Source organism: Kitasatospora sp. NBC_01250, from assembly GCF_036226465.1.
In the GTDB taxonomy this organism is placed as follows: Bacteria; Actinomycetota; Actinomycetes; order Streptomycetales; family Streptomycetaceae; genus Kitasatospora.
Genome location: NZ_CP108476.1, coordinates 4,189,460 through 4,215,177 on the forward strand (window position 1 = coordinate 4,189,460; position 25,718 = coordinate 4,215,177).

Genomic DNA, 25,718 nt, shown 5'->3' on the forward strand with positions numbered 1-25,718 from the left:
GTAGCCTCGGCCCGAACCGGTTCTCCTGTGGTCTGGACCACCAGCGGCGCCGGTTCGAACAATCCAGCCTTTACTCGGATCGTCCGGCACGTTCCTGCCGGTGAAGGAGAGCACAGCCATGGCTTCTGTCACGTACGACAAGGCGACCCGCCTCTACCCGGGCGGCACCAAGCCCGCCGTCGACGCGCTGGACCTGCACATCGAGGACGGCGAGTTCCTCGTTCTGGTCGGCCCCTCCGGCTGCGGCAAGTCGACCAGCCTGCGGATGCTCGCGGGCCTGGAGGACGTGAACGGCGGCGCCATCCGGATCGGCGACCGCGACGTGACCCACCTGCCGCCGAAGGACCGGGACATCGCCATGGTGTTCCAGAACTACGCGCTCTACCCGCACATGACCGTCGCCGACAACATGGGCTTCGCGCTCAAGATCGCCGGCGTCAACAAGGCGGAGATCCGCAAGAAGGTCGAGGAGGCCGCCAAGATCCTCGACCTCACCGAGTACCTGGACCGCAAGCCGAAGGCGCTCTCCGGTGGTCAGCGCCAGCGTGTCGCGATGGGCCGCGCGATCGTCCGCGAGCCCCAGGTCTTCCTGATGGACGAGCCGCTCTCCAACCTGGACGCCAAGCTCCGCGTCTCGACCCGCACCCAGATCGCCGGCCTGCAGCGCCGCCTGGGCATCACCACGGTCTACGTGACGCACGACCAGACCGAGGCCATGACCATGGGCGACCGCGTCGCGGTGCTCAAGGACGGTCTGCTGCAGCAGGTCGACACCCCGCGCCGGATGTACGACAAGCCCGCCAACGTCTTCGTCGCCGGCTTCATCGGCTCGCCCGCGATGAACCTGGTCGAGGTCCCGCTGGTGGACGGCGGCGTGAAGTTCGGCGGCTCGGTGATCAACATCGACCGCGAGCATCTGGCCGGTGCCGGCAGCGACAAGACGGTGACCGTGGGCATCCGCCCCGAGCACTTCGAGATCGTCTCCGGCGGCGGCATCGAGGGCGTGGCCGTCACGGTCAACGTGGTCGAGGAGCTCGGCGCGGACGGCTTCGTCTACGGCACCACCAAGCTCGGCGGCGAGGACGCCGACATCGTGGTCCGGGTGCACGGCCGGCAGATCCCGGCGAAGGGCGAGACCGTGCACGTGGTCCCGACCGGCGGCGAGACCCACGTCTTCTCGACCAGCACGGGCGCCCGCCTCAGCGCCTGATCGGCAGGACCGGTCAGCACACCAGTCAGTACGACCGGTCAGTACGATCGGTCAGCAGGACCGGCCAGCACACCCGAACGACCACTCAGGGCCCCGTCGGACACGCGTCCGGCGGGGCCCTGACGGTGTATCACTCGTCCGTGTGACGGTGTGTCCGCACCGTCTCACACGGCGCTACCCTCACTCCCGTGAAGCAGCTCGTTCGCCGCATCGGCCAGACCCTCGCCCTCACCCTGCCCGTGGTCCTGGTGACCACCGGCACCCTCGCCGTGACCCGGGTCGCCTGGGCCCCGCCCATCCGGGACGACCAGCAGGTGGTCGCCGCGACCAGTGCTGCCGGCACCGGCATCGGGCGCAGCCCGGCGACCGGCACGACCGGCCCCAACGGCACCGGCCCGGCCGCCGCGCACCCCGGCCTGGCCCCGCAGGACGCGCTCCGCGCCGACCTGCTGGAGGAACTCCGCTCCCAGGGGGCCGGCTCGGCGCTGGACCTGCTGGAGCGCACCATGCGCGAGCAGCCCTCGCTCACGCCGTACTGCTCCACGCTCGCCAAGGAGTTGGGGCAGGCGACGCTGAAGCTGTACCAGGGCGACGTGCAGCGCGCCCGGTCCTTCGCGCGCCCGGTCTGCGACGGCTCCTTCGCCGCCGGCATCACGGGCTGACCGGGACCGGCCCCTGGCTCCGGCCCTGATCCGCCGTCACCTCGGCGATCGGCCGGAGCCGAGTAGCACCCGCAGCGGCCCCGCCGGTCCTATCCTGCTGCCCATGACCGGCTACGACGCCCCCGCCCCCTCCGCTGCTCCCACCACCCCCGCCGTGACGCAGGCGGTGATCCTGGCCGGCGGCCAGGGGTCACGCCTGCGCCCCTACACCGACGACCGCCCCAAGCCGCTGGTCGAGATCCCCGGCACCGGTACCCCGATCGTGGGACACCAACTCGCCTGGCTGGCAGCCGAAGGCGTGACGGATGTGGTGATCTCCTGCGGCCATCTGGCCGAGGTGCTGCAGGCCTGGCTGGACCAGGCCGACCTGCCGCTGCGCGCCAGCACCGTCGTCGAGGTCGAACCGCTGGGCCGCGGCGGCGGGTTGAAGTTCGCCGCGAAAGCGCTACCGCGCCCGGACGAGCCCTGGTACGCCACCAACGGGGACATCTGGACCAGGTTCAGCCTGCGCGAGATGGCCGCCTTCCACCACGAACGGGACGCCCTGGCGACCCTCGCGCTGGCCCGTCCGCGGATCCCCTGGGGTGCGGTGGAGACCGACCGGTTCGGCAACGTCCTGGACTTCATCGAGGCGCCGCCCTCCCCGTTCCTGATCAACGCCGGGCTCTACGTCTTCGCCCCCGGCTTCGCCGAGCTGCTGCCGGACGTGGGCGACCACGAGCGCACGACCTTCCCCCAACTCGCCCGCGCCAAGCGGCTGGCGGGCTACCAGCTGCCGCACGGCGTGTACTGGCGGGCGATCGACACCGCCAAGGACCTCACCGAGGCCGCGAAGGAACTCGCCCAGCTGCAGCAGCACCTGGGCGAGTAGCACGCCGCACAGCGAGCACCGGAACGCCGATTGCCCTCCCCCGGACCGTCCGGGGGAGGGCAACTGACGTTGGATCAGACCAGCCGGGCCGTGCCTCAGACCACCGGCCGCGCCGCGGTCGGCGAGCCACCGGCAGCGTCGCCCGCCGGCATCCCCAGGCTGGTCGGCAGTCGCAGCGAGGGTGCCCCGCTGCCCAGCACCCCGCCGATCAGCCCGTCGCCGCTCGGCGCGGGCTTCGGCGCCCGGGTGCTGCTGCTCGAACCGGTCGAGCCGCCCGCCCCGGGCGCCGATCCGGCCGAGCCCGCCGACCCGGCCGGCGTCGCGGCACCGGCCGGCGATCCGGCGGTCGAACCGCCCTGCCCGGGCTGGCTGCCCGCAGCCGGGGCCTCGCTCGCCCCGCCCCGGCCGGACGGGGACGGGTGGGCCGCCTTGCCGCTCTTGGCCGTCGGCGACGGCGAGGGCGGCGCGGACGGCGGCAGCGAGCCCGAGGGCGAGGCGGACGCTGCGGCCGACGGCTTGGTGGCCGAGGGCGCGCCGGGGGCCGGGGCACCGGGCGCGTGCGGTCCTGCCGAGCCGCCGGTCGCGGCCGGCCACACCGGCGTGCCGTAGTCGGTCGACGGCTGGGCCGGGCCGGGCTGCAGGGTGCCACCGGTGCGCACCGCGGCGCCCAGCAGCGAGCCGAGCAGCAGGGTCAGCCCGATCACCACCACGGCCACCACGCTGCCGCGCCGCAGCACCCGCCGACGCACCGCCCTGGGCTGCTGCGGACCGTAGCGGCGCCAGGCCTCCAGGGTCAGCCGGCCGTCCAGCGAGGCGAACGGGGCGCCCGCGATCAGCAGCGGGCTCCAGGCCGCCAGGAAGATCAGGTCGGGCGTGTCGTAGACCGGCACGGCCCGCCAGCTGACGGTGAAGAGCAGCGCCGCCGAGAGCACCATCGCGGTGCCGGCCGCCAGGCGCTGCCAGAGGCCGAGCAGCGAGAGCACGCCGACCACGACCTCGGTGAAGGCGACACCGAGACCCGCCCCGACGGGGTGCGCCATGGCGAAGTCCAGCAGCGGCTGGGCCACCTTCCATGGGTGCAGCGAGCCGAGCCAGCGCATCATCGAACCGCGTGCACCGCCGTCGAAGTAGACCGGGTCGCAGAGCTTGCTGAACCCGGCGTAGACGGAGAGCGAGCCGAGCAGCACCCGCAGCGGCAGCAGCACCAGGCCCAGGTCGACCCGCCGCCCCGGCTGCCAGACGTGCCGGTTCTCCTCCGCGGCGGCGGTGCCGGCCGAGTGCTCTGGCAGCGCGCCGGCGGGCTGCCAGCCCGGCCTGGCCCGCTCCAGCGGCGACTGCGACCGCGCACTCCCCGCCCGCTGCCCGGCGCCCTGCCGGGCGATGCGCGGGGCTCCGTCGCGTGATCCGCCGTCGGGTGATCCGCCGTCGAGCGGCCCGGGGCCGCTCCGCTCGGCGCCGTCGGGCTCGCCCGACCAGCCGTGCGGCTGCCGCGGCACTGCTCCGCGCCCGTACGGACGGGAGCCGCCGTACGTCTCGGTCCCGCCGTACGACCCGCCGCCGGCGTACGCGTCGGCCCCGGCATAGGCCTGTGCCCCGGCGTACGAGCCGGAGCTGTCGAAGCGGTACGCACCCCCGGCGGGCGTGTCGTCCCAGCCGGGCATGGTCTCCAGCGGCTGGGTCTGCTCGGAGTCGACCAGCCCCACGGCGCCGCCGGCCATCGGCGCGCCCCCGGCGGCGGCCACGGAGCCGCCCACCGGTGCCGGCGCGGTGCCCCGCCGCACCGCGTCCAGCAGCTGAGTGGCCGCAAGGTCGCCGGGGGCCGCCTGGCCGCTCCAGGTCACCGCGGTGACCCGGCCCTTGCGGCGCGGCGCGCCCACGCGGCCGGCCATCGCGCCGCCGTCCGCGCTCCCGGCCCGGACCAGCCCGGGCCGGCCACCGTAGCTGAGCGCCGCGTAGGGGCGCCCGAAGGCGTCCGCGACCGGGACCGCGGATGCCGGCGGCGCGTCGATCATGGGCGCGACCGGATCGGCCAGTCTGAGCCGGAAGCTGACCTGGGTGCTGCTGAGTCGAGCCGGATCGCTCGGCACCTTGACGGTGCTGAGGCTGGGCTCAGCCTCTATCCCTGCCGCTTGGCCCAGCCTGGGGCGCCGAGGTGTTCTGGTGTCCACACCCCTCTAACCGGGTGACACCCGGTTAGGACACTCTCCCGGGTGCAACTCCTCGGCGTGGCTGACGGATCCGGTCACTCCCGCGCGGGATAGTGAACGTTTGCGTCACAGCCCGTTCAAAAGGCGTCAGCCGGCTCAGCGCCGAGCCCGCAGCCGCGAGGCCTCGTACAGCACCACGCCCGCCGCCACACCGGCGTTCAGCGACTCGGTCTGCCCCGGCATCGGGATCCGCACCCGCAGGTCGCAGGTCTCCGCGACCAGGCGCGACAGGCCCTTGCCCTCGCTGCCGGCCACGATCACCACCGGCCCGGTCAGCGCCTCCAGGTCGCCGATCTCCGCCTCGCCGTCCGCGGCCAGGCCCACCACCATCAGCCCGGCCTTCTGGTAGGTCTCCAGCGCCCGGGTCAGGTTGGTCGCCCGCGCCACGGGCAGCCGGGCCGCGGCACCGGAGGAGGTCTTCCAGGCGCCGGCCGTCATCCCGGCCGCCCGCCGCTCGGGGATGACCACGCCGTGCGCGCCGAACGCGGCGGCCGAGCGGACCACGGCGCCCAGGTTGCGCGAGTCGGTGACCCCGTCCAGCGCCACGATCAGCGCGTCCTCGCTGAGGTTCGCGGCGGCCTCCAGCAGGTCCTCGGGGTGCGCGTACTCGTACGGCGGGACCTGGAGCACCAGGCCCTGGTGGTTGAGGCCGCCGGTCATCTGGTCCAGCTGCGGGCGCGGTGCCTCCATCAGCGGGACGCCGCGATCGTTGGCCGCCTGGAACGCCTCGCGCACCCGGTCGTCGGTGTCGATGAACTGCATCACGTACAGCGCGGTCGCGGGCACGCCGCCGACCAGCGCCTCGACCACCGAGTTGCGGCCGACCACCAGCTCGGCCGCGCCGGCGCCACCGCGCCCGCCCCGGCCACCACCGCCGGACCGGCGCATGCCGGCCCGCGCCTTGGCGTCGCGCTCGCGCTTGACCGCCGCGTTGGCGGCACGCTGCTTGGGGTGCCCCTTGCGGGCCTCACCGGGCGGGGTCGGGCCCTTGCCCTGCAGTGCCTTCCGGCTGTGGCCGCCGGTCCCGACACTCGCGCCCTTCTTCGACCCGGGGTTGCGGCGGTTCCTGCGCTGGCTGTTGCCGGCCATGGCGATACTTCCTGTTCTCATTCGTCTGCGTCATGCCGGTAGGCCGCGCCCGTGACTCCCACGGGTACGGCCTACCGGCGCCCGGCGCGGCGAGCGCGGGGCTACTGGTTGCTGATCGTCCAGCGCGGGCCGGACGGGGTGTCCTCGATCGCCAGGCCGGCCAGGCCCAGCTGGTCGCGGATGGCGTCCGCGGTGGCGAAGTCCTTGCGCTCCCGAGCCGCCTGCCGCTGGTCCAGGACCAGCCGGACCAGCGAGTCGACGACGCCGTGGAGGTCCTCGCCGCGCTCCGCGCCGGTCCACTGCGGATCGAGCGGGTCGAGCCCCAGCACTCCGAGCATCGCACGGACCTCGGCCAGACGCGCTACCGCGTTCTCCTTGTCGTCCGCCGTCAGCGCGCTGTTGCCCTGCCGGACGGCCGTGTGCACCACGGCCAGCGCCTGCGGGACGCCGAAGTCGTCGTCCATCGCCTCGGCGAAGGCCGGCGGCACCTCGGCGGCCGGCTCGACCGGACCGCAGCGCTCGACGACCCGCTGGATGAAGCCCTCGATCCGGCCGAAGCCCGCCTCGGCCTCGCGGATCGACTCCTCGCTGTACTCGATCATCGAGCGGTAGTGCGGGCCGGCCAGGTAGTAGCGCAGCACGATCGGGCGCCAGCGCTTCACCATCTCGGAGATCAGCACCGAGTTGCCGAGCGACTTGCTCATCTTCTCGCCGCTCATGGTGACCCAGGCGTTGTGCACCCAGAAGTTCGCGAAGTCGTCGCCGAACGCCTTGGACTGGGCGATCTCGTTCTCGTGGTGCGGGAAGATCAGGTCCAGCCCGCCGCCGTGGATGTCGAAGGCCTTGCCCAGGTACTTGTGCACCATGGCCGAGCACTCCAGGTGCCAGCCGGGCCGGCCCTGGCCCCACGGGGTGGTCCAGCTCGGCTCGCCCGGCTTGGCGGACTTCCACATCGCGAAGTCCCGCGGGTCGCGCTTGCCGGTCTCCCCCTCGCCCTCGGGCTGCTTGAGGTTCTCCAGCTTCTGGTTGGAGAGCTCCAGGTACTGGGGGAAGGACTTGACGTCGAAGTAGACGTTGCCGTCGGCCGCGTAGGCGTGGCCCTTGGCGATCAACGTCTGCATCATGTCGATCATCTCGGGGATGTGGCCGGTGGCCCGCGGCTCCACGGTCGGCGGCAGGCAGCCGAGCGCCGTGTAACCGTCGTCGAAGGCACGCTCGTTGGCGTAGGCGATCTGCCACCACGGCACGCCGAGCTCGTGCTCCTTGCGGATCACCTTGTCGTCGATGTCGGTGACGTTGCGCACGAACGTCACCTCGAAGCCGCGGTAGGCGAACCAGCGGCGCATCACGTCGAAGTTGAGGTTGGACCGGATGTGCCCGATGTGCGGGGCCCCCTGCACGGTTGCGCCGCACAGGTAGATCGAGACACAGCCCGGTACAAGCGGGACGAAGTCGCGTACCTGGCGGGTGCTGGTGTCGTACAGGCGAAGGCTCACGACGTCCAGCGTAGTGGGAATCAGGGAGTGCCCCGCGACGTTTGTGGATCCCACCCGTCACGAGTTCATGGCAAACCGGACGATCCGGCTCCCTTTTCTCTCCCCGCTGTCCCGTTCACCTCCCCGCCGCCGGACTCAACCCCGCGGCGCCACCGGGTAGACCAGCGCCGTGGCCAGTCCCACCAGCCCCTCGCCGCGGCCGGTCATGCCCAGCCCGTCCGTGGTCGCCGCCGAGACCGACACCGGTGCGCCGGCCGCGGCCGAGAGCACCTCCTCCGCCTCCTGGCGCCGGCTGCCGATCCGTGGCCGGACCCCGATCACCTGCACCGCGATGTTGCCGATCTCGAAGCCGGCCGCGCGCACGATCCGGGCCGCCTCGCCCAACAGCTTCACCCCGGCCGCACCCGCGTACTCGGGGCGGTCGGTGCCGAAGTGCGTGCCCAGGTCGCCGATCCCGGCGGCCGAGAAGATCGCGTTGCAGGCGGCATGGGCGATCACGTCGCCGTCCGAGTGCCCGGCCAGGCCCTGCTCGTAGCCCTCCCAGTGCAGACCGCCCACCCAGAGCGGCACGCCGTCCGCGAAGGCGTGCACATCGGTGCCGATCCCCACCCGGGGGATGATCATGCCGGGAGCGGGGGCCCCGGGCGTCGTCGGTGACGAGACGTCAGAAGCCATCGGAGGCCCTCCTGCGAGCGAGTACGGCCTCGGCGAGTACGAGGTCCAGCGGACGGGTGACCTTGAACGCCTCCTCGTGGCCCGGCACCACGACCACCTGGCCGCCGTAGTGCTCGACCAGTCCGGCGTCGTCGGTCACCACCGGCGAGCCGCCCTCGGCCTCCTCGGCCAGCGCCTTGGCGTGCACCTCGGCGAGCACCCGGCGGCGGAAGCCCTGCGGGGTCTGCACGGCCCGCAGCGAGGCGCGGTCGGGCGTGTCGAGCACCGGCTCGGGCTCACCGGCGGGCACCGGCCGCACCCGCTTGACCGTGTCGGCCAGCGGCACGGCCGGCACCACGGCCTCGGCCCCGCCGCGCACGGCGGCCACCACCGCGTCCACCACCTCGACCGGGACCAGCGGGCGGGCGGCGTCGTGCACCAGCACGATCTCGGTCTGCTCCGGGATCACCGCCAGGCCCAGCCGCACCGACTCCTGCCGGGTCGCGCCACCGGCGACCACCCGGATGTCCTTGCCGTCCAGGCCGTGGCTGTCCAGCAGCCCCACCACCTCGGCGACACCCTGCGGCGGCGCGGCGACCACCACCAGACCGACGGCCCGACTGCGTGCGAGCGCACGGACGGCGTGCACCAGCAGCGGCGCGCCCCCGAGTTCGCGCAGCGCCTTCGGCGCCCCTGGGCCGAGCCGCTCGCCCCGCCCGGCGGCCGGAACCACGGCCGCTGCCACTACTCCTGTGGTGTTCAGGTTTCACTCCTTCGGCGAAGTGGGTATGGCCCAGGCGTACCCGTCAGACGGTGCACCGGACCCCTTCCACCCGGCGCCGCCTCTCGGGTACCGGTGTGCAGAGCCCCCACGCTACGAGCACACACGCTACGAGCACAGCAGCGCAATCGTCACGCCCGGGTGTTGACGGCGCCGTTCACCATGCCCGGGTTCACCGTGCCCGGGCATGCCACAGCGCCCGAGTGCCTGCACGGCAACCGGGCGCTGTTGAAACGGCACAGGAGCCGCTCCTACGAGGCCAGCACCTCGTCGAGCAGCGTCTCCGCCTTGTCCTCGTTGGTGTTCTCCGCCAGCGCCAGTTCGCTGACGAGGATCTGCCGCGCCTTGGCGAGCATCCGCTTCTCACCGGCCGACAGGCCGCGCTCACGCTCCCGCCGCCACAGGTCGCGGACGACCTCGGCGACCTTGATGACGTCACCGGACGCGAGCTTCTCCAGGTTCGCCTTGTACCGGCGAGACCAGTTGGTGGGCTCCTCGGTGTACGGTGCCCGCAGCACCTCGAAGACCCGGTCCAGACCCTCCTGGCCGACCACGTCGCGCACGCCGACGAACTCCGCGTTCTCCGCGGGGACTCGCAGCGTGAGGTCACCCTGCTGAACCTTCAGCACCAGGTAGGTCTTGTCCACACCTTTGATCTGGCGAATTTCGATGGCCTCGATCAGTGCAGCCCCGTGATGGGGGTAGACCACCGTGTCGCCAACCTTGAACGTCATGTGACAGGACCCCTTCCGTGGCTTTCCAGAATAACACGCTTTTCCGTCCGCCCGAAGGGCGTTTTCGCAGGTCAGGGCCGGTCTCGGGGCTTGACAAGGACCCCTGCGGCATGCTGCGGCCACCCTGCCGCGACGGCTTCTCGCAGGTCGGAGGCCCTTCCCGCGGCGATCGAAACCTCGGGCGCCGACCCGGAAACCGGCATTCGATCTTGAAGTCAACACCGGATATTCACCGTTTCCCGATCGTGATCTGATCTTGACGTCCTTCCGGAACCGCACACAGCACCGTCACATCACCTGCCACGGTCTCCCTCGGCGTCCCGGCGGGGCGCTCCCCGGACCGTCGCACCGGGGGGCTCCGGCACGCCCCGCCGCCGCCACGCCCGGATCACCCCGTCAGCCCTGCGCCGAGCGGCCGACGCGCGACACGGGGCCACCCCGTGAGGGCCGGATAAGTACGGTCGGTACTCTGGGCGCTGACAACCTGACACGTGACCCAAGGAGATGCGCCGCCGTGAGCCGCAGCCTTCGACGCGGTGGCACTGCCGCCATCGTCCTCGCCCTCGCAGCCGTCTCGCTGTCCGCCTGCTCTGCCGGGAGCAGCGCCGAGACCACGCAGATCAAGCCGGACTCGCCGGCCACTTCGCTGGGCGCCGACCTCAAGCTCAACGCCATCGTCGCCGTGGTGGACCCCGTGCAGACCAGCGGTCAGCCGGGCCCCGCGAACCTGACCGTCAACATCAGCAACACCGGCGCCAACCCGCAGACGCTGCAGACCGTCACCCTCAACGGCGCCACCGCGACCTTCGACGACGCCTCGGGCGCGCCGCTGCCCGGCGGCATCGTGATCCCCGCGGGCGGTGCGGTCCTGGTGGGCGGCAGCGGGCAGCCGTCCGCGGTGTTCTCCTCGGTCGCGCTGAACGTCGGCGGTTTCACCCCGGCCTCCTTCTCCTTCTCCAGCGCGGGCAAGGTGGACACCACCGCCATGGTGACGCCGGCCGCCGGCTACTACGCGTCGTTCGGCCCGGCCTCGCCGTCCGCCAGCGCCTCCGCGGGCTCCTCCGTCCCGCCGTCCGGCTCGGCCGCCCCGTCCGCGGGCGCCTCGGCCGCCGGCTCCAGCAGCGCCAGCGCCTCGGGGGCTCCGAGCGGCTCCCCGTCCGGCACGCCGAGCGGTTCCCCGAGCGGCAGCCCGGCGGGCACCACCTCGGGCAGCACGAGCCCGTCCGCGCACTGACCCGTCCCGCCCGGCCGAGCCTGCGCACCGTCAGCGCGCCCGGCGTACCGGGCGCGCACGCCGGGCGCGCGAGAGTCGCTCGGCGCCAGGTCGTTCATGACTGAGGGCCGCACCCCCGTGGGTGCGGCCCTCAGTCTGTATGGCGGACCTCAGTCCTCGTGCTGCCCTCGGCCGGTGCGGTGGGCCGGCGGCCGGCGACCCTGCGGCTTACGGCTCGAACTTGTAGCCGAGGCCGCGGACCGTCACCAGGTAGCGCGGCGCACCCGGGTCCGGCTCGATCTTCGCCCGCAGCCGCTTCACGTGGACGTCCAGCGTCTTGGTGTCCCCCACGTAGTCGGCGCCCCAGACCCGGTCGATCAGCTGCATCCGGGTGAGCACCCGGCCCGCGTTGCGCAGCAGCATCTCCAGCAGGTCGAACTCCTTGAGCGGCAGGTCGACCTTGCCGCCGTCCACCGTCACCACGTGCCGGTCCACGTCCATCCGGACCGGTCCCGCCTCCAGTGCACCGGGGCCGCCGCCGTCGGTGCCCGGGCCGCCGTCCTCGCCGCGCCGGCGCAGCACCGCGCGGATCCGCGCGACCAGCTCGCGGGTCGAGTAGGGCTTGGTCACGTAGTCGTCGGCACCTATCTCCAGGCCGACGACCTTGTCGATCTCGCTGTCCTTGGCGGTCACCATGATCACCGGCACGTTGGAGCGCACCCGCAGCTGGCGGCAGACCTCGGTGCCGGGCAGTCCGGGCAGCATCAGGTCGAGCAGCACCAGGTCGGCGCCGTTGCGTTCGAACTGCTCCAGCGCGTCCGGGCCGGTGGCGGCCACGGCCACCTCGAAGCCCTCCTTGCGAAGCATGTACGAGAGGGCGTCGCTGAACGACTCCTCGTCCTCGACCACCAGTACTCGGGTCACGATCGGGCCTCCGGGGCAGGAAGGGGGGTTGGGTTGTGGGGTTCGACCGCTGCCGCTCCGCTCGAAGCGACGGCGTTCGGGTTCTGCCCGGCGGGGAGCCGGACGGTGAAGGTGGAGCCCTGGCCTTCGACGCTCCAGACCGAGACGGTGCCGCCGTGCGAGGCGGCCACGTGCTTGACGATCGACAGGCCGAGGCCGGTGCCGCCGGTCGCCCGGGAGCGGGCCGGGTCCACCCGGTAGAAACGTTCGAAGATCCGCTCGCGGTCCTTCTCCGAGATGCCGATGCCCTGGTCGGTCACCGAGATCTCGATCAGCTCGCCGTCCGCTTCCCCGATCGCGGCGGCGCTGGCTATCCGGCGGGTGGCGATCGCCACCCGGGTGCGCGGCGGACTGTAGTTGACGGCGTTCTCGACCAGGTTGCCGAGCGCGGCGGCCAGCTGGCCGCGGTCGCCGTAGAGGTAGAGGCCGGCGATGCCACCGGCCGCGATGTGGATCTGCTTGGCCGCGGCCTGCTGGCGGCAGCGGTCCATCGCCTCGGCGATCAGCTCGTCCACCGGGACCGGCTCGGGGTCCATCAGCAGCCGGTCGTCCTGGACCCGGGAGAGGTCGATGATCTCCTGGACCAGGCTGGCCAGCCTGGTCGCCTCGATCTGCATCCGGCCGGCGAAGCGCTGCACCGCCTCCGGGTCGTCGGCCGCGTCGGCGACCGCTTCGGAGAGCAGCGAGAGCGCCCCCACCGGAGTCTTGAGCTCATGGCTGACGTTGGCCACGAAGTCGCGCCGGACCGCCTCGATCCGCCGGCGCTCGGTGAGGTCCTCGACCAGCACCAGCACCAGCCGGGACCCGAGCGGGGCCACCCGCACCGAGACCGAGAGCGGCTCGCCGGAGCGCGCCACCCCCGGGCGCGGGACGTCCAGCTCGACCTGGCGGATCTCCCCGTCCCGGCGGGTCGCGCGGGCGAGGGCGAGCATCTGCTCGACGGCCACCGCGCCACCGCGCACGAGGCCCATCGAGTAGGCGGCGGAGCTGGCCTTGACCACCTCGTCGCCGTCGCCCAGCACGATCGCGCACGAGCGCAGCACCGAGAGCACCGTGTCCACGCCGGGCGGCAGGGCCGACTCCGGCGCGGGGGAGTTCACCAGCGATGCGCTGCTGCTTCTTCTGCCGTTGCCACTCCCGCTGCCCCTGCCCTGTTCGCGCTCGCTCCAGCGGAAGGCGATGGCGGCCGTGAGACCGACGCCGAGGCCGGCGATGGCGCAGGCAGCGGCGGCGGCCACATTCACGTCCATGCGGCCCAGCCTAAGCGCACCGACCGGCCGCTCCGTAAGCGTCAGATCAAGGCATCGGCCGTGCGTTGCCGAGAATTCACCTTCAGGTAGCTCCTGGTTCACTGCGGCGGCCGTGGGTCGTCGCCCGAACGGATCAGGCTGCGACAAGCAGCCCGTGTGGGTCGGTGGCGCGCGTACGATGCGCGGTCACCAGCAGCGGACGTCGGGTTCGGCGTCCGGTCGGCACCGCCACCGACACAGCCGAAGAGGAAGAAGACAAGCGCATGCGTGACGCCTATCACGAGGAGCTCGACTCGATCGGCGACGGCCTGGTCGAGATGGCCAGGCTGGTCGGCTCGGCCATGGGCCGCGCCACCACCGCCCTGCTCGACGCCGACCTCGCCCTGGCGGAGAGCGTGATCGCGGCCGACGAGAAGGTCAACGACCTCCACCACGAGCTGGAGAACACCGCGATCAACCTGCTGGCCCGCCAGCAGCCGGTCGCCACCGACCTGCGGATCGTGGTCACCTCGCTGCGGATGAGCGCCGACCTGGAGCGCTGCGGCGACCTGGCCCGGCACGTGGCCAAGGTGGCCCGGCGGCGCTACCCCGACACGGCCGTGCCCTCCGACCTGCACCCGATCGTGCTGGAGATGGGGCAGCTCGCGCAGCGCCTGGTGGCCAAGGCCGGCCAGGTCATCGCCACCAAGGACGTGGACGCCGCGCTGCAGCTGGAGCGGGACGACGACGCGATCGACGAGCTGCACCGCCAGCTGTTCGAGCACCTGATCGACGACCGCTGGCAGCACGGCATCGAGACCGCCGTCGACGTCACCCTGATCGGCCGCTACTACGAGCGCTTCGCCGACCACGCGGTCTCGGTGGCCAAGCGCGTGGTCTTCCTGGTGACCGGCGAGCACGCGGGCGAGTTCGTCCCCGAGGAGCGGTAGTCCCCCGGCGGTTCGGTAAACCCGGCCGTGGTTGCAGGGGCGCACTCGAAGCGGTCGCCCCCGCAACCGCGCGCCCGTTGACGCTCCGTCAAGGCAGGGGCTTCACTCGATGGACAGGCGGGCCGTCAGTCTTCGCCTGCCTCGATCGAGGAGGGCACCGCACCATGACCACCACTCCCGCCCGGCCCACGGTGACCCCGGGCACCGCCGAGCCGTCCCCCCGCCCGGCCGGCCTGCCGGTCCTGCTCGGTGCCTGCGGCTGCGGACCCGGCTGCGGTTGCGGCTGCCAGTCCGGCGCGCCCTGCCAGTGCGGCGGCGCCACCGGCGGCTGCTGCGGCGGCCACTGACCGCTCCCCGGCGCCGGACCCACGACCGAACGCGGACGGGCCCTGCCCCGGTGCACGCTGCACCGGGGCAGGGCCCGCTCGTCCGTCCTCGTTACTTCTTGCCCTGGTTCTTGACCGCCTCGATCGCGGCGGCGGCGGCCTCCGCGTCCAGGTAGCGGCCACCGGCGGTGACCGGCTTGAAGTCCGCGTCGAGCTCGTAGACCAGCGGGATGCCGGTGGGGATGTTCAGACCGGCGATCGCCTCGTCGGAGATCCCGTCCAGGTGCTTGACCAGCGCGCGCAGGCTGTTGCCGTGCGCGGTGACCAGCACGGTCTTGCCCGCGGCCAGGTCCGGCACGATCGCGTCGTACCAGTACGGCAGCATGCGGTCGACGACGTCCTTGAGGCACTCGGTGCGCGGGCGCAGCTCGCTCGGGATGTCGGCGTAGCGGGCGTCGCCGGCCTGCGAGTACTCGGCGTCGTCGGCGAGCACCGGCGGCGGCGTGTCGTACGAGCGGCGCCAGAGCTGGAACTGCTCCTCGCCGAACTCCGCCAGGGTCTGCGCCTTGTCCTTGCCCTGCAGCGCGCCGTAGTGGCGCTCGTTCAGGCGCCAGCTGCGGCTGACCGGGATCCAGTGCCGGTCGGCCTTGTCCAGCGCGATCTGCGAGGTGCGGATCGCGCGGCGCAGCAGCGAGGTGTGCAGCACGTCGGGGAGCAGGCCCTCGGCGGCCAGCAGCTCACCGCCGCGCGCCGCCTCCTTCTCACCCTTCTCGTTGAGGTCGACATCGACCCAGCCGGTGAACAGGTTCTTCTGGTTCCACTGGCTCTCGCCGTGACGGAGCAGGATCAGTCGGTAGGTCGTGTCAGCCATGCCGCACAGCTTAGTGGAGCGAAATAAAGGGGTGGCCGGGCCCTGAGCCCCTGAGTGATGTGCAGATCGCGCTCGCACCACTCGCTCCGACCGGCCCCGGCTCGCTACTCCGTGTCCTGAGCCGGCTGCACCGACCGGACCGGCTGGGCCAGGTGCTTGAACGCCTCCAGGTTGCGGGTGGACTCGCCGCGCTTGGTCCGCCACTCCCACTCCCGCCGGATCGCGGCGGCGAAGCCCAGCTCCAGCAGGGTGTTGAACGGCTCGTCGGCGTTCTCCAGCACCGCGCCCAGCAGCCGGTCCACCGTCGGTCCGGTGAGGGCCTCCAGCGGCAGCCGGCCGGTCAGATACACGTCGCCGAGCGCGTCGAGCGCGTAGGCGACGCCGTACAGCCGGGTGTTGCGCTCCAGCAGCCAGCGGAACACCGCCTCGTGGTTCTCGTCCGGGCGGCGGATCACGAAGGCGTTCACCGACAGGCTGTGGTCACCGATCCGCAGCGCGCAGGTGGTGCTGAGCTTGCGGGTGCCGGGGAGCGTCGCGACCAGGGTGTACGGGTCGGCGGCGGCCGGCTCCCAGCTGACACCGGCCTCGTCGAGCGCGGCGGCGAGCAGGCCGAGGGCCTCGTCCTTGGTACGGATTGCCATGGCGGTGACGTTACCGGCTGGTACCGGCTCGCCGCTGCTCCCGGGCCGCGCCCGCCTCGGGCCGCACCTGCTCAGGCGAGCAGGCGGCGTGCCCCCGCGAGCCGGCCGGCGGGCCGGGCCAGCGCCCCCGCGTACACCTCCGCCGTGGCGGCGGCCGACGCCTCCCAGCCGCAGCCCGCCGCGTGCCGGGCCGCCGCGGCGCCCTGCCGGGCGCCCAGCTCCCGGTCCGTCGCGTAGGGCTCCAGCGCCCGGGCCCACTGCTCCGGGTCGTGGCCGCGCACCAGCGTGCCCGTCTCGCCGTCACGCACCGCGACCGGCAGCCCGCCGACCGCCGCGGCCACCACCGGGGTGCCGCAGGCCTGTGCCTCCAGGGCCACCAGCCCGAACGACTCGCTGTACGAGGGCATCGCCAGCACCGTCGCCGCGCGGTACCAGTGCGCCAGTTCGCTCTGGCCGACCGGCGGATGGAACCGCACCACGTCACCGATCCCCAGCTGCGCGGCCAGCTTCTGCAGGCTCTGCGGCTTGGCCAGCCCCGTCCCGGACGGACCGCCGACCACCGGGACGACCAGCCGCTCGCGCAGCTCGGGCCGGCGCGCCAGCAGCGCCGAGACCGCCTTGAGCAGCACGTCCGGCGCCTTCAGCGGCTGTATCCGCCCGGCGAAGAGCAGCACCGCGGCGTCCGGCGGCAGGCCCAGCCGGGCCCGCGCCGCCAGCCGGTCGCCCGGCCGGAAGACCTCCAGGTTGACGCCCGGGTGCACCACCGCGAGCTGGTCGACGCGCGCGCTGTAGTGGGTGCTGAGCTCGGCCGCCTCGTCCGCGGTGTTGGCGATCAGCCGGTCGGCCGCCTCGACCACCTGCGTCTCGCCGATCACCCGGGCCGCGGGCTCGGGCGTGTCGCCCTCGGCCAGCGCGGCGTTCTTGACCTTGGCCATGGTGTGCATGGTGTGCACCAGCGGCACGCCCCAGCGCTGCGCCGCCAGCCAGCCCACCTGGCCGGAGAGCCAGTAGTGCGAGTGCACCAGGTCGTAGTGGCCGGGGCGGTGCCCGGCCTCGGTGCGCAGCACGCCGTGGGTGAAGGCGCACAGCTGGGCGGGCAGGTCCTCCTTGATCAGGCCCTCGTAGGGGCCGGCGGTGACGTGGCGGACCAGCACACCGGGCGCCAGCTCCACGGTCGGCGGCAGCTCGGAGGAGGTGGCCCGGGTGAAGACCTCGATCTCGATCCCGAGCGCGGCCAGGCGCTTGGCCAGCTCGACGATGTAGACGTTCATCCCGCCCGCGTCGCCGGTGCCCGGCTGGTGGAGCGGTGAGGTATGCACACTGAGCATCGCGATCCGGCGGGGGCGACGGGCGCGGCCGGCGGCGAAGGCGTGCAGGCGCCCGCGGACCGGCGGGGTCTGCCGGTCGCGCCATACCGTCGACACGGGGGGCTTGATCACCTGGCTGCGGCCTCTCTGGTCTGCGCTGGCGACTACTCGTGTGGTTTCAACAGGGACACAACCCCCGCGGGGGTGCGAGTCATTCCCAAGTGTCCGTCCTCCTTTCTTCTGGCCGGCTCTGCTCCCTCCCCACGGCCTCCGCACGGCCTCCGCACGACCCCGCGCTGCCTCTCGCCGCCTCACCGCGCCCCGTCCGGGCCCGCAACGGTGGTCCGGACGGCTCGGCATAGGCTTCGGGCATGGCTTCCTCCTCCGATCCGGGCGCGCCCAGCTCCGTGGGCCGCCCCGCCGCGCACCGGACGTCGAAGCCATCGACTTCTCCCGCCGGTCGCGCCACGCCCGCCGGCAGCCGTCCGGTCGGTTCCGTGACCCGTGGCACCACCAACACCAACCGCCTGCGGCGGATGGACCGCTGGATCGTGCACACGCTGGCTCCCCGGCTGCGCGCCGCCGACCAGCCGCCGGTGGCCGTCGACCTCGGCTACGGCGCGGCGCCGTGGACGGCCGTCGAGCTCTCCCACCGCCTCCGGGCCGTGCGCCCCGACCTGCGAACGGTGGGCATCGAGATCGAGCCGGCCCGGGTGGCCGCCGCGCTGCCCTACGCCGAACCCCCCGCGCTGACCTTCCGCCGCGGCGGCTTCGAAGTGCCGCTGGATGGCGCCTCGGCCCAGCTGATCCGCGCCGCCAACGTGCTGCGCCAGTACGAGGAGGAGGCGGTGGAGGCGGTCTGGGAGCGGCTCTGCGGCCGACTCGCCCCGGACGGGCTGCTCGTCGAGGGCACCTGCGACGAGATCGGCCGCCGGCACGTCTGGGTGGCGCTGGGCCCCGAGGGACCCCGCACGGTGACCTTCGCCGCCCGGCTGGCCACCCTGGAGCGGCCCTCGGACCTGGCCGAGCGGCTGCCCAAGGCGCTCATCCACCACAACGTGCCGGGGCGCCCGGTGCACGCCTTCCTCACCGACTTCGACCGCGCCTGGGCCGCCGCCGCGCCCTACGGGGCGTTCGGCGCCAGGCAGCGCTGGGTGGCCGCCTGCACGGCGCTGGGTGGCAGCTGGCCGCTGGTCGACACGCGCGGGCGCTGGCGGCAGGGCGAGGCCACGCTGCCCTGGTCGGCACTGGCACCCTGATTCGATTCACTCGAACGAGTTATCGAATTCCTCTGGCAGGTTGACGTGTCGTCAGTCCACTATGGGAGCGCACCTGATGACGTCGGTGCCACCGCTCCTTGACTCGACCAGACAGCAGCTCTCCATGCCACCCGCCTTACCGGCCGTTCTATCGGCCTGCCTGCCGCTCGCCCCCGGTCGAGCCGAGCCCCAGCTCCTCCCGCACCCGCGCGAAGATCTCGTACGCCTCCGCGCCGAACAGCACGAACCGCACCTCCAGCCCCGCCACCGCCCTGACCGGATCCTCCGCCAGCACCTCGGCCACCGTCGACAGCGCGATCCGGGCCGCGTCCTCCATCGGCCACCCGTAGACCCCGGTGGACACCGCGGGAAACGCCACGCTCCTGGCGCTCAGCTCCAGCACCGCCATCCTGAGCGACTCCCGATAGCAGGAGGCCAGCAGCCCCGCCAGCTGCTCGTACCGCTCCGCGCCGTAGACCGGCCCGACGGTGTGCACCACATGGCCGGCCGGCAGCAGCCCGGCCGTGGTCGCCACCGCCCGGCCGACGGCCAGCCCCCTGCCGTAGTGCGAAGCCCGCAACGCCCGGCACTCGGCCAGGATCTCGGGCCCGCCCGCACGGTGGATCGCGCCGTCGACGCCACCGCCGCCCAGCAGCGACGAGTTGGCCGCGTTGATCACGACGTCCACTCGCTGCTTCGTGATATCACCCTGGATCAACGTGATCTGCGTCACCGTCAACTCCTCAAGATCGGCCGCGCGATTGCCCGGCCACCGAACCGCTCACGCTAGCGATCACGCCCGCCACCAGCGTGGCAATAGCCACACCAGCCCCCATCAGCCAAGGAAATCTCGGGAGATCACGTTATGGTCACGAGAAACTCCCTGACTCGCGGTGCCACGCGGGCACTGCGCGCGGACCGCAGCCGTTACCCCGTCAGGGAGAGGGAGGAACCATCCGTGCCCGCTACGGGAGACGGGCAGGGACTCGGCGTCGAAGGCCGGTCCGGTGCCCCGGCAGGTGCTGGCGTCCGCCAGCGGGTCGCTGCCCCCTGCCCTGATCCGGCGGCCCTCGCAGCCGACGAGAGGCTGAATCGGATGGACGACCTGAACGGCCTGAACGCCCTGCACGACCTCGACACCCTCGACGGCTTCGGCACGATGGGTGGACTGACCGGGCTCGGCGAGCCAAGCCTGACGCCCCGGCTTCCCGGGAGCCCGGACGGCGGCGAGGCGGGCGCGACCACCGCCTTCCCGCTCCCCGGCCCCCGCGCCACCTGGCGCCCCGCCCCCGCCGACCGGGCCGCCGCCCCCCTCAAACTGCTGGTGATCGAGAACGACACCACCGACGCCCGGCTGATCCAGGAGCTGATCGCCGCCAGCGGCACCCCGGTCGAGCTCACCTGGGCCCGCAGCCTGGAGCTGGCCGCCGCCCAGCTCACCCCGCAGCCCGCCGTCCCCGGGCGCCGCGCCCGCACCCTGCCGATCGACTTCAGCTGTGTCCTGCTCGACCTGGCGACGCCCTCCAGCACCACCGCCGACAGCCCCCTCCCCGGCGCCGCCGCCATGCCGGGCGCCGACGGCGCCGACCCGCTGGACGGGCTCCACGAGTTGCTGCGCCTGGCTCCGAAGGCCGCCATCGTGGTGCTCACCGATGCCGCCGACACCCGGCTGGGCGCCGCAGCCGTGGCCGCGGGCGCCCAGGACTTCCTCACCAAGGACGACACCGACGGCCCGCTGCTGGCCCGCGCGCTGCGCTACGCGGTGGAGCGCAAGCGGGCCGACGAGTCCCAGCGCCGCCTGGTCGAGGCCGAACTGCGCGGGCAGGAGAACGCCCGCCTGCAGCGCCACCTGCTGCCCACCCCGCTGCTGGAGGGGGCCGACCTCTCCTTCACCCGCCGCTACCGGCCCGGTCGCCGCCGGGCCCTGCTCGGCGGCGACTTCTACGACGCGGTCCGCACCGACGACGGCACCATTCACGTCGTCATCGGGGACGTCTGCGGGCACGGACCGGACGAGGCCGCCCTCGGTGTCGCGCTGCGGATAGCGTGGCGGACCCTGGTCTTCGCCGGACTGAGCGGCCAGACCCTCCTCACCACCCTCCAGCACGTGCTGGAGCACGAACGCCGCAGCGACGAGATCTTCGCGACCCTCTGCATGCTGGTGATCACCCCTGGCACGCCGGCCGACGACGCGCCGCGGGGCCACCGCAGGGCCACCACCGGTCCCCGCAGGGCCGGCGACCGACCGGCTCCGGGCGTCGGTCAGCAGCCGCTGCCCTCCGACCGGCCCGAGGTGGAGCACGCCCAGCTCTACCTCGCGGGCCACCCCTCCCCGCTGCTGCTCTCCCCCGCCGGACGGCCCGTGGTGCTCTCCTCCGACCAGGCGGGTCCGGCGCTCGGCCTGCTGTCCTGCGACGACCCCGACGCCAGCTGGCCGCCGCACCACCTGGAGCTGCAGCCCGGCTGGAGCCTGCTGCTCTACACCGACGGTCTGATCGAGGGCCGGGTCGGCGCCGGATCGCGCCGCCTGGGCCAGGACGGTCTGATCGGCCTGATCGGCGACCACCAGGCCAGCGGCCTGACGCGTGGCCGACTGGTCGACAGCGCACTGGCCGAGGTCGAGGACCTCAACGGCGGGGCCCTGACCGACGATGTCGCCATCCTGCTGCTGGAACGCACCCAGCAGCAGCCACTGATGGGCTGAGCAGGCAACGCTTCCTGCTCCCGGGGGCCGGCCGCTACCGGAGGGGCCGGTTGCCGGGAGCCATATCAGGGGCCGTTACCAGGGGCCGTTACCAGGGGCCGTACGGCCCCGTGTTGCGGCTGCTGCCGCCCTTGCCGCCCCGGCCACCGGTGATCGCCTTGATCGCCGGACGGACGTCGACCATGTAGACGATCGCGGCCACCAGCCCGGCCAGGGTCAGGAAGCTTCCGATGAAGTTGGCCCCGAAGGCCAGGTCGATCCCGAGCGCCACGCCGAGGAGCACCAGCCAGAACCCCTTGGTCTTCTTGTCCGCGGCGCGGTAGGCGTCCTCCCGCCGGACGGCGGCGTCGACGAAGACGAACACCTGGAAGAGCGTGATTCCAGCGGACAGCCACCAGAACGGATTCAGGGCGTCGAAGTACGTGATGCTCACTCGGATCTCCTCACACCAACCTCGTCGCCACCGCGCCGTGGATTTCCACGGCCGTCCTCATCCATCCTGGCACGCGGTGGCGCCTGGCAAACGGTGAACGAGCCAGGCGCCCGAAGCGTGCCGCACCGGACCAGCGGATGTCCCGGCCGGCCGTTACTTCCCGGCGCCCGGCGCCTTCCGCGGGCGGGCAGCCTTCTTCGCCGGCTTCTTCGGCTCGGTCTGCTCGGTCTGCTCGGTCTGCGCGGCAGGCTCGGCCGGGTCGTCGACGAGCTCCACCACCTCGACCACCTCGATGGTCTCGGTGTCCGCCGGCACCGCATCGCCGACCTCCACGGTCACCGATGCGCTCTCGGCCGCGTCCGGTGCCCCGGTCTCCGAGCGGCCGGGGAAGCCCTTCTCCACGACCTCCTTGCCGCGCTCCGCGAGCTCGTCGTAGACCTCCTTCGCCTTGACGACGAAGCCGGCGGCCCGGCCCACCTGCTCGAACGCGAAGGTCTGCGCCCGGTCCTGCAGCGCCCGGAAGTCGGTGGGCAGCGTGGTCACCGTCCCGACCACCTTGGCCTGTGCCTCCTGCAGCAGGGTCTGCGCCTCCTGCAGCCGCGTGGCCGCCGCCTCCTGCGCCGCCCGCCGGTCGCCGGCCAGCGCCTCGACCCGCCCGGGTACCTCGCGCAGCTTCTCGTAGGCCAGATCACTGGCGCCCGCGAGCGCATAGAGCGGCGTCGGATCGCTCAGCGTCTTCCTGATCTCGTTCCTGATCTCGTCGGTGCCGGGCATCCGCTCTTCCTCTCGTCGCACGTCGTCTCTCTGCACGTCGTTTCCCGACCGCGGGCTGAGGTCAGCCCTGGTCCGGGGCCTGCTCGCGGTTGTCCCGCACGAAGGCCTCGTACACCGCCAGCAGCGCGTGCTTCTGCTGCTCGCTGATCGCCGTGTCCGCGAAGATCGCCGCCCGCAGGTCCGCCCCGCCCGCCGGCCGCTCCTCCAGGATCCCCGCCTGCACATACAGCGTCTCGGCCGAGATCCGCAGGGCCTTGGCGATCTGCTGCAGGATCTCCGCACTCGGTTTGCGCAGCCCTCGCTCAATCTGGCTGAGGTACGGGTTGGACACACCCGCAGCCTCCGCCAACTGGCGCAGCGAGTACTGCGCACCGCGCCGCTGCTCGCGGATGTACTCACCCAGCGAGCCCACGTTCAGTGAAGCCATGCCTTCATGCTGCCTACCGCTGCTTGCAAATGCAAGCAGCACAGCTAACGCAGCCCGACGCACCGGTGACGCTCCGCCGGGGGCCGCTCGAGGTGATGTGGTCGACTTTCAGCAGCGCACGGCTCCGGCCGCGCGCACTTCGGCGAGCGCTTGCCGTGCCAGCGGACCGAAGCCCTCGCTGTTGTCGGTGTCGATCCACTGGTCGTAGGCGATCTCCCAGGCGAGCGCGCCCAGTTGCGCGGCCACGCGCGCGGTCAGGCTCGGGACTCCGCGGCGACCGAGGGCCTCGATCATCGAGGCGGTGAGGTCGATCCTCTTCAGGGCTTCGCGTTCACGCAGTTCCGTAGTGGCGTTCAGCACGGCCTGGCGCCGGCCGCTGAACTCGCGGCGGTCGGCGGCGAAGAACGTCCGGCCGAGCGCATCGAGAGCGTCCGCCACCGCGTCGAGCGGCCCGGCCGTCGGCGGCGCCGCGGCGATCCCTTCGACGAGCAGACCGGTCACCGTGCCCCCGTCGAAGAGCACCTCGCGCTTGTCCGGGAAGTACCGGAAGAACGTGCTCTTGGTGAGCCCCGCGCGCTCCGCGATCTCGATCACGGTCGTGTTCTCGTAGCCGCGCTCCTCGAAGAGGTCGAGGGCGGCGGCGGCGAGTCGCCCTGGTGCGTCGGGTTGCCAGCGAGCCATGGGAGCAGTGTACGGGACTTCGTCCCATCACTGGTGTACGGTCATGAGACAAAGTCCCATCACTGGCCAGGAGAGGTCACCGATGAGCAAAGCTGTCCGTTACCGGCGTTTCGGCGGTCCCGAAGTGCTCGAAGTGCAGGAGATACCCGAGCCGCACGCCGCTCCGGACGAGGTTCGCGTCCGGGTCACGGCCGCCGGGCTGAATCCGATGGATTGGCAAATCACCACACAGCCCGACATGGCGGCGCGGTTCGGCATCACCTTGCCGGCCGGGTTCGGCAGCGACTTCGCTGGAGTGGTGGACGAGGTGGGCGCCGAAGCCACCGGATTCGCGACCGGCGACCGGGTGTACGGGGCTGCGATCGGCCGGTCCGTCGCTGACTTCGTGCTGGTCAAGACACCCACGGCACACCTGTGGCCCACCCCGGAGGGCGTCGGCGACGAGGTGGCGGGCACGCTTCCGGTGTCCGGTCTGACGGCCTCCTCCGCGCTCGCCGCGATCGGGCTCCGCGCCGGGGACACCGTCCTGATCGGTGGGGCGGCGGGTGGCGTGGGCATCTTCGCCGTGCAGCTGGCGAAGCTTGCGGGTGCCCGGGTGCTCGGCACCGCCTCCGAGCGCACGTTCGGATTCCTGCGCGGGCTCGGCGCCGAACCCGTGGCGTACGGCCCCGGCCTGGCGGACCGGGTGCGGGCCCTGGCACCCGAGGGGATCACCGCCGCAACCGACCTGTTCGGAAGGGAGGCGGCCGAGACCGCGCTCAAGCTCGGCGTGGCACCCGAGCGGATCTCCGTCGTGGCCGACGGCCCCGCCCCGCCGCCCGGCGTGCGCAAGGCGGGCGCCCTCGACGCGGGCCCGGGCACCCTGGAACGGATCGCCGACGCGATCCGTTCTGGCGAGATCACGGTTCCGATCGCGGCGACCTTCCCGGTCGAGCGGATTCGCGAAGCCGTGACGACGCAGGCCCAGAGGCATGTCCACGGCAAAATCGTGATCGCCCTGTGAACCGGCGCGCTCGCCGAGGCAACGGCCGCAGCCGAGCTGCCCCGGTTGTGGTTCACCTTCACTGAGAACGGGCGGGCGGGGTGCCGGGATTCTGTCGGCGGTGACGGCGATCCATCAGCGATCTGTGGGTCGCACGCGGTGTCCTTGACCTGGTTGGCGTTGCCCTCTGCGCACCGCCCCGAGCCGAAGGAGCCTCTTGCCCATGTCTTCCGCACCCCTGACCCCGCCGTGGGACGTCCACCGGCTGCCGTCCGCCGCCGGCAAGTCCTTCCTGGTCACCGGGGGCAACGCCGGGATCGGCTACTTCGTCGCGGAACAGCTCGCCGGGACCGGGGCCCTCGTGGTCCTCGGCTCTCGGGACCAGCAGAGGGCCCGCGCCGCCATGGCCTCGATCCGCGCACGCGTCCCCGGCGCCCAGCTGCGCCACCTCCCGCTGGACCTCGCCGACCTGGCCTCCGTGCGGACCGCCGCGGACGGGCTCGGGCTCGACCGGCTCGACGCGGTGGTCCACAACGCCGGTATCGCGCTCGACGAGCCGCCGCGGCGCACGACGAAGGACGGTCACGAGCTCATGTTCGGAGTCAACCATCTGGGGCACGTCGCGCTGACCCGAGAGCTGGCACCCCTGCTGGCAGCGGCACCGGCCGCCCGGATCGTGACGGTGGGGAGCTTCGCGGCGCGATCCGAGCGGCTGGACCCGGACGACCTCCAGTCGGCCCGGGACTACCGCCCGGGGCGGGCCTACGGCCGGTCGAAGCTGGCGCAGATGTCCTTCGCCTTCGAACTCGACCGCCGCCTGCGCGTCCGTGGCAGCACCGTGCTCAGCGTGGTGGCCCACCCCGGTGGCGCCCTGGATTCGCTGACCCCGTCCCGTGCGGGCGTGCATGTGCCAACCCTCGGCACGCGGTTGCGCGGCCTGCCCGCCGGCCTGCTGCTCCAGGGCAAGGACCGCGGGGCCTGGCCGATCGTCCGGGCCGTCCTGGACCCGCACGTCCAGGGCGGACAGCTGTGGGGCCCCAGGGCCTTCGGCCTGCGCGGCACGCCGCAACTGGAGGCCGCCCGCGCCCACATGACCGACCCCACCGCCGCCGGGCACCTGTGGGACGCCAGCTGCGACGGGGTCGGTGTCGAGCCCCACCTGGCCCTGCTCCAGGGAGCGTCCGACCATCGGCCACGGACGTCCCGCGGGCCGGCCCGGTGAAGTGCCCGACCGCGGCAGGACGGCGACGGGGC

Annotated in this window: 26 protein-coding genes; 10 read left to right on the forward strand and 16 right to left on the reverse strand. The window is 72.9% G+C overall.

Going from position 1 to position 25,718, the window contains the following annotated elements:
- Positions 1–118 precede the first annotated feature (118 nt).
- The 3 genes from OG500_RS17255 to OG500_RS17265 all read left to right on the forward strand — a co-directional run bounded on the left by OG500_RS17255 (position 119) and on the right by OG500_RS17265 (position 2,743).
- Positions 119–1,210, forward strand: coding sequence for an ABC transporter ATP-binding protein (locus tag OG500_RS17255; RefSeq protein WP_327067578.1), 1,092 nt, complete (start codon positions 119–121; stop codon positions 1,208–1,210).
- Between the two features lie 188 nt (positions 1,211–1,398).
- Positions 1,399–1,872 carry a hypothetical protein gene (locus OG500_RS17260; protein WP_329581184.1) on the forward strand — a complete coding sequence of 158 codons (474 nt, stop codon included), beginning with the start codon at positions 1,399–1,401 and terminating at the stop codon, positions 1,870–1,872.
- A gap of 103 nt (positions 1,873–1,975) precedes the next feature.
- Positions 1,976–2,743 (forward strand): nucleotidyltransferase family protein, encoded by a 768-nt coding sequence (locus OG500_RS17265; protein ID WP_329581187.1) that lies wholly within the window; start codon positions 1,976–1,978, stop codon positions 2,741–2,743.
- Positions 2,744–2,838: 95 nt separating this feature from the next.
- Here OG500_RS17265 and OG500_RS17270 read toward each other — a convergent pair whose 3' ends face one another.
- The 6 genes from OG500_RS17270 to OG500_RS17295 form a co-directional block, all read right to left on the reverse strand.
- Positions 2,839–4,755: a DoxX family protein gene (locus OG500_RS17270; RefSeq protein ID WP_329581190.1), complete on the reverse strand. Its 1,917-nt coding sequence runs from the start codon at positions 4,753–4,755 to the stop codon at positions 2,839–2,841.
- A 291-nt stretch (positions 4,756–5,046) separates the two neighbouring features.
- Complete coding sequence (gene rlmB / locus OG500_RS17275) at positions 5,047–6,039, reverse strand: 23S rRNA (guanosine(2251)-2'-O)-methyltransferase RlmB (protein WP_327067582.1); 993 nt, start codon at positions 6,037–6,039, stop codon at positions 5,047–5,049.
- A 101-nt stretch (positions 6,040–6,140) separates the two neighbouring features.
- The gene (gene cysS, locus OG500_RS17280) at positions 6,141–7,535 is read right to left on the reverse strand and encodes a cysteine--tRNA ligase (protein ID WP_329581194.1); all 1,395 of its coding nucleotides are present in this window, start codon (positions 7,533–7,535) and stop codon (positions 6,141–6,143) included.
- A gap of 135 nt (positions 7,536–7,670) precedes the next feature.
- Positions 7,671–8,210, reverse strand: a complete 540-nt coding sequence (ispF, locus tag OG500_RS17285) for a 2-C-methyl-D-erythritol 2,4-cyclodiphosphate synthase (RefSeq protein ID WP_329581197.1) — start codon at positions 8,208–8,210, stop codon at positions 7,671–7,673.
- A complete protein-coding gene (gene ispD, locus OG500_RS17290; protein ID WP_442907140.1) occupies positions 8,200–8,952 on the reverse strand; it encodes a 2-C-methyl-D-erythritol 4-phosphate cytidylyltransferase in 753 nt (250 codons plus the stop codon). The genes ispF and ispD overlap by 11 nt, the downstream gene beginning before the upstream one ends.
- A gap of 269 nt (positions 8,953–9,221) precedes the next feature.
- Positions 9,222–9,704: a CarD family transcriptional regulator gene (locus OG500_RS17295; protein WP_030244332.1), complete on the reverse strand. Its 483-nt coding sequence runs from the start codon at positions 9,702–9,704 to the stop codon at positions 9,222–9,224.
- A gap of 514 nt (positions 9,705–10,218) precedes the next feature.
- On the opposite strand from OG500_RS17295, the gene OG500_RS17300 reads away from it, so the two are divergent.
- Entirely contained in the window at positions 10,219–10,938 is a 720-nt protein-coding gene (locus OG500_RS17300; RefSeq protein WP_329581201.1) for a DUF461 domain-containing protein, read from the forward strand.
- Between the two features lie 207 nt (positions 10,939–11,145).
- On the opposite strand, the gene OG500_RS17305 is transcribed toward OG500_RS17300, so the two are convergent.
- Together OG500_RS17305 and OG500_RS17310 are read right to left on the reverse strand one after the other, a co-directional pair.
- A complete protein-coding gene (locus tag OG500_RS17305) occupies positions 11,146–11,841 on the reverse strand; it encodes a response regulator transcription factor (RefSeq protein ID WP_327067587.1) in 696 nt (231 codons plus the stop codon).
- On the reverse strand, positions 11,838–13,130 hold the full coding sequence (locus tag OG500_RS17310; protein WP_327067588.1) for a sensor histidine kinase: 1,293 nt from the start codon (positions 13,128–13,130) through the stop codon (positions 11,838–11,840). Before OG500_RS17310 ends, OG500_RS17305 begins: the two co-directional genes overlap by 4 nt.
- Positions 13,131–13,393: 263 nt before the next feature.
- On the opposite strand from OG500_RS17310, the gene phoU reads away from it, so the two are divergent.
- Together phoU and OG500_RS17320 are read left to right on the forward strand one after the other, a co-directional pair.
- Positions 13,394–14,059 (forward strand): phosphate signaling complex protein PhoU, encoded by a 666-nt coding sequence (phoU, locus tag OG500_RS17315; protein ID WP_327067589.1) that lies wholly within the window; start codon positions 13,394–13,396, stop codon positions 14,057–14,059.
- A gap of 164 nt (positions 14,060–14,223) precedes the next feature.
- Positions 14,224–14,406 carry a hypothetical protein gene (locus OG500_RS17320; protein ID WP_327067590.1) on the forward strand — a complete coding sequence of 61 codons (183 nt, stop codon included), beginning with the start codon at positions 14,224–14,226 and terminating at the stop codon, positions 14,404–14,406.
- A gap of 91 nt (positions 14,407–14,497) precedes the next feature.
- On the opposite strand, the gene OG500_RS17325 is transcribed toward OG500_RS17320, so the two are convergent.
- The 3 genes from OG500_RS17325 to mshA all read right to left on the reverse strand — a co-directional run bounded on the left by OG500_RS17325 (position 14,498) and on the right by mshA (position 17,333).
- Positions 14,498–15,256, reverse strand: a complete 759-nt coding sequence (locus tag OG500_RS17325; RefSeq protein WP_327067591.1) for a phosphoglyceromutase — start codon at positions 15,254–15,256, stop codon at positions 14,498–14,500.
- Positions 15,257–15,360: 104 nt separating this feature from the next.
- Positions 15,361–15,897, reverse strand: a complete 537-nt coding sequence (locus OG500_RS17330; RefSeq protein ID WP_329581206.1) for a YbjN domain-containing protein — start codon at positions 15,895–15,897, stop codon at positions 15,361–15,363.
- 71 nt (positions 15,898–15,968) lie between these two features.
- Positions 15,969–17,333, reverse strand: a complete 1,365-nt coding sequence (gene mshA / locus OG500_RS17335; RefSeq protein ID WP_442789344.1) for a D-inositol-3-phosphate glycosyltransferase — start codon at positions 17,331–17,333, stop codon at positions 15,969–15,971.
- A gap of 368 nt (positions 17,334–17,701) precedes the next feature.
- Between mshA and OG500_RS17340 the strand changes: the two genes are divergently transcribed.
- The gene (locus OG500_RS17340) at positions 17,702–18,463 is read left to right on the forward strand and encodes a class I SAM-dependent methyltransferase (protein ID WP_329581209.1); all 762 of its coding nucleotides are present in this window, start codon (positions 17,702–17,704) and stop codon (positions 18,461–18,463) included.
- A 148-nt stretch (positions 18,464–18,611) separates the two neighbouring features.
- On the opposite strand, the gene OG500_RS17345 is transcribed toward OG500_RS17340, so the two are convergent.
- The gene (locus OG500_RS17345) at positions 18,612–19,196 is read right to left on the reverse strand and encodes an O-acetyl-ADP-ribose deacetylase (RefSeq protein ID WP_329581212.1); all 585 of its coding nucleotides are present in this window, start codon (positions 19,194–19,196) and stop codon (positions 18,612–18,614) included.
- A gap of 363 nt (positions 19,197–19,559) precedes the next feature.
- Between OG500_RS17345 and OG500_RS17350 the strand changes: the two genes are divergently transcribed.
- The gene (locus OG500_RS17350) at positions 19,560–21,167 is read left to right on the forward strand and encodes a PP2C family protein-serine/threonine phosphatase (RefSeq protein WP_327067596.1); all 1,608 of its coding nucleotides are present in this window, start codon (positions 19,560–19,562) and stop codon (positions 21,165–21,167) included.
- 88 nt (positions 21,168–21,255) lie between these two features.
- Here the strand turns inward: OG500_RS17350 and OG500_RS17355 are convergent, their stop codons facing one another.
- From OG500_RS17355 to OG500_RS17370, 4 genes are all read right to left on the reverse strand, one after another.
- On the reverse strand, positions 21,256–21,600 hold the full coding sequence (locus OG500_RS17355) for a DUF2516 family protein (RefSeq protein ID WP_442789176.1): 345 nt from the start codon (positions 21,598–21,600) through the stop codon (positions 21,256–21,258).
- Positions 21,601–21,753: 153 nt separating this feature from the next.
- A complete protein-coding gene (locus tag OG500_RS17360) occupies positions 21,754–22,374 on the reverse strand; it encodes a hypothetical protein (protein WP_329581215.1) in 621 nt (206 codons plus the stop codon).
- A gap of 61 nt (positions 22,375–22,435) precedes the next feature.
- Positions 22,436–22,801, reverse strand: a complete 366-nt coding sequence (locus OG500_RS17365) for a helix-turn-helix domain-containing protein (RefSeq protein ID WP_327067598.1) — start codon at positions 22,799–22,801, stop codon at positions 22,436–22,438.
- A gap of 108 nt (positions 22,802–22,909) precedes the next feature.
- The gene (locus tag OG500_RS17370; RefSeq protein ID WP_327067599.1) at positions 22,910–23,482 is read right to left on the reverse strand and encodes a TetR family transcriptional regulator; all 573 of its coding nucleotides are present in this window, start codon (positions 23,480–23,482) and stop codon (positions 22,910–22,912) included.
- An 82-nt stretch (positions 23,483–23,564) separates the two neighbouring features.
- Between OG500_RS17370 and OG500_RS17375 the strand changes: the two genes are divergently transcribed.
- Together OG500_RS17375 and OG500_RS17380 are read left to right on the forward strand one after the other, a co-directional pair.
- Positions 23,565–24,485: an NADP-dependent oxidoreductase gene (locus OG500_RS17375; protein ID WP_329581219.1), complete on the forward strand. Its 921-nt coding sequence runs from the start codon at positions 23,565–23,567 to the stop codon at positions 24,483–24,485.
- A 202-nt stretch (positions 24,486–24,687) separates the two neighbouring features.
- Positions 24,688–25,686, forward strand: coding sequence for an SDR family NAD(P)-dependent oxidoreductase (locus OG500_RS17380; protein ID WP_329581222.1), 999 nt, complete (start codon positions 24,688–24,690; stop codon positions 25,684–25,686).
- Positions 25,687–25,718 lie beyond the last annotated feature (32 nt).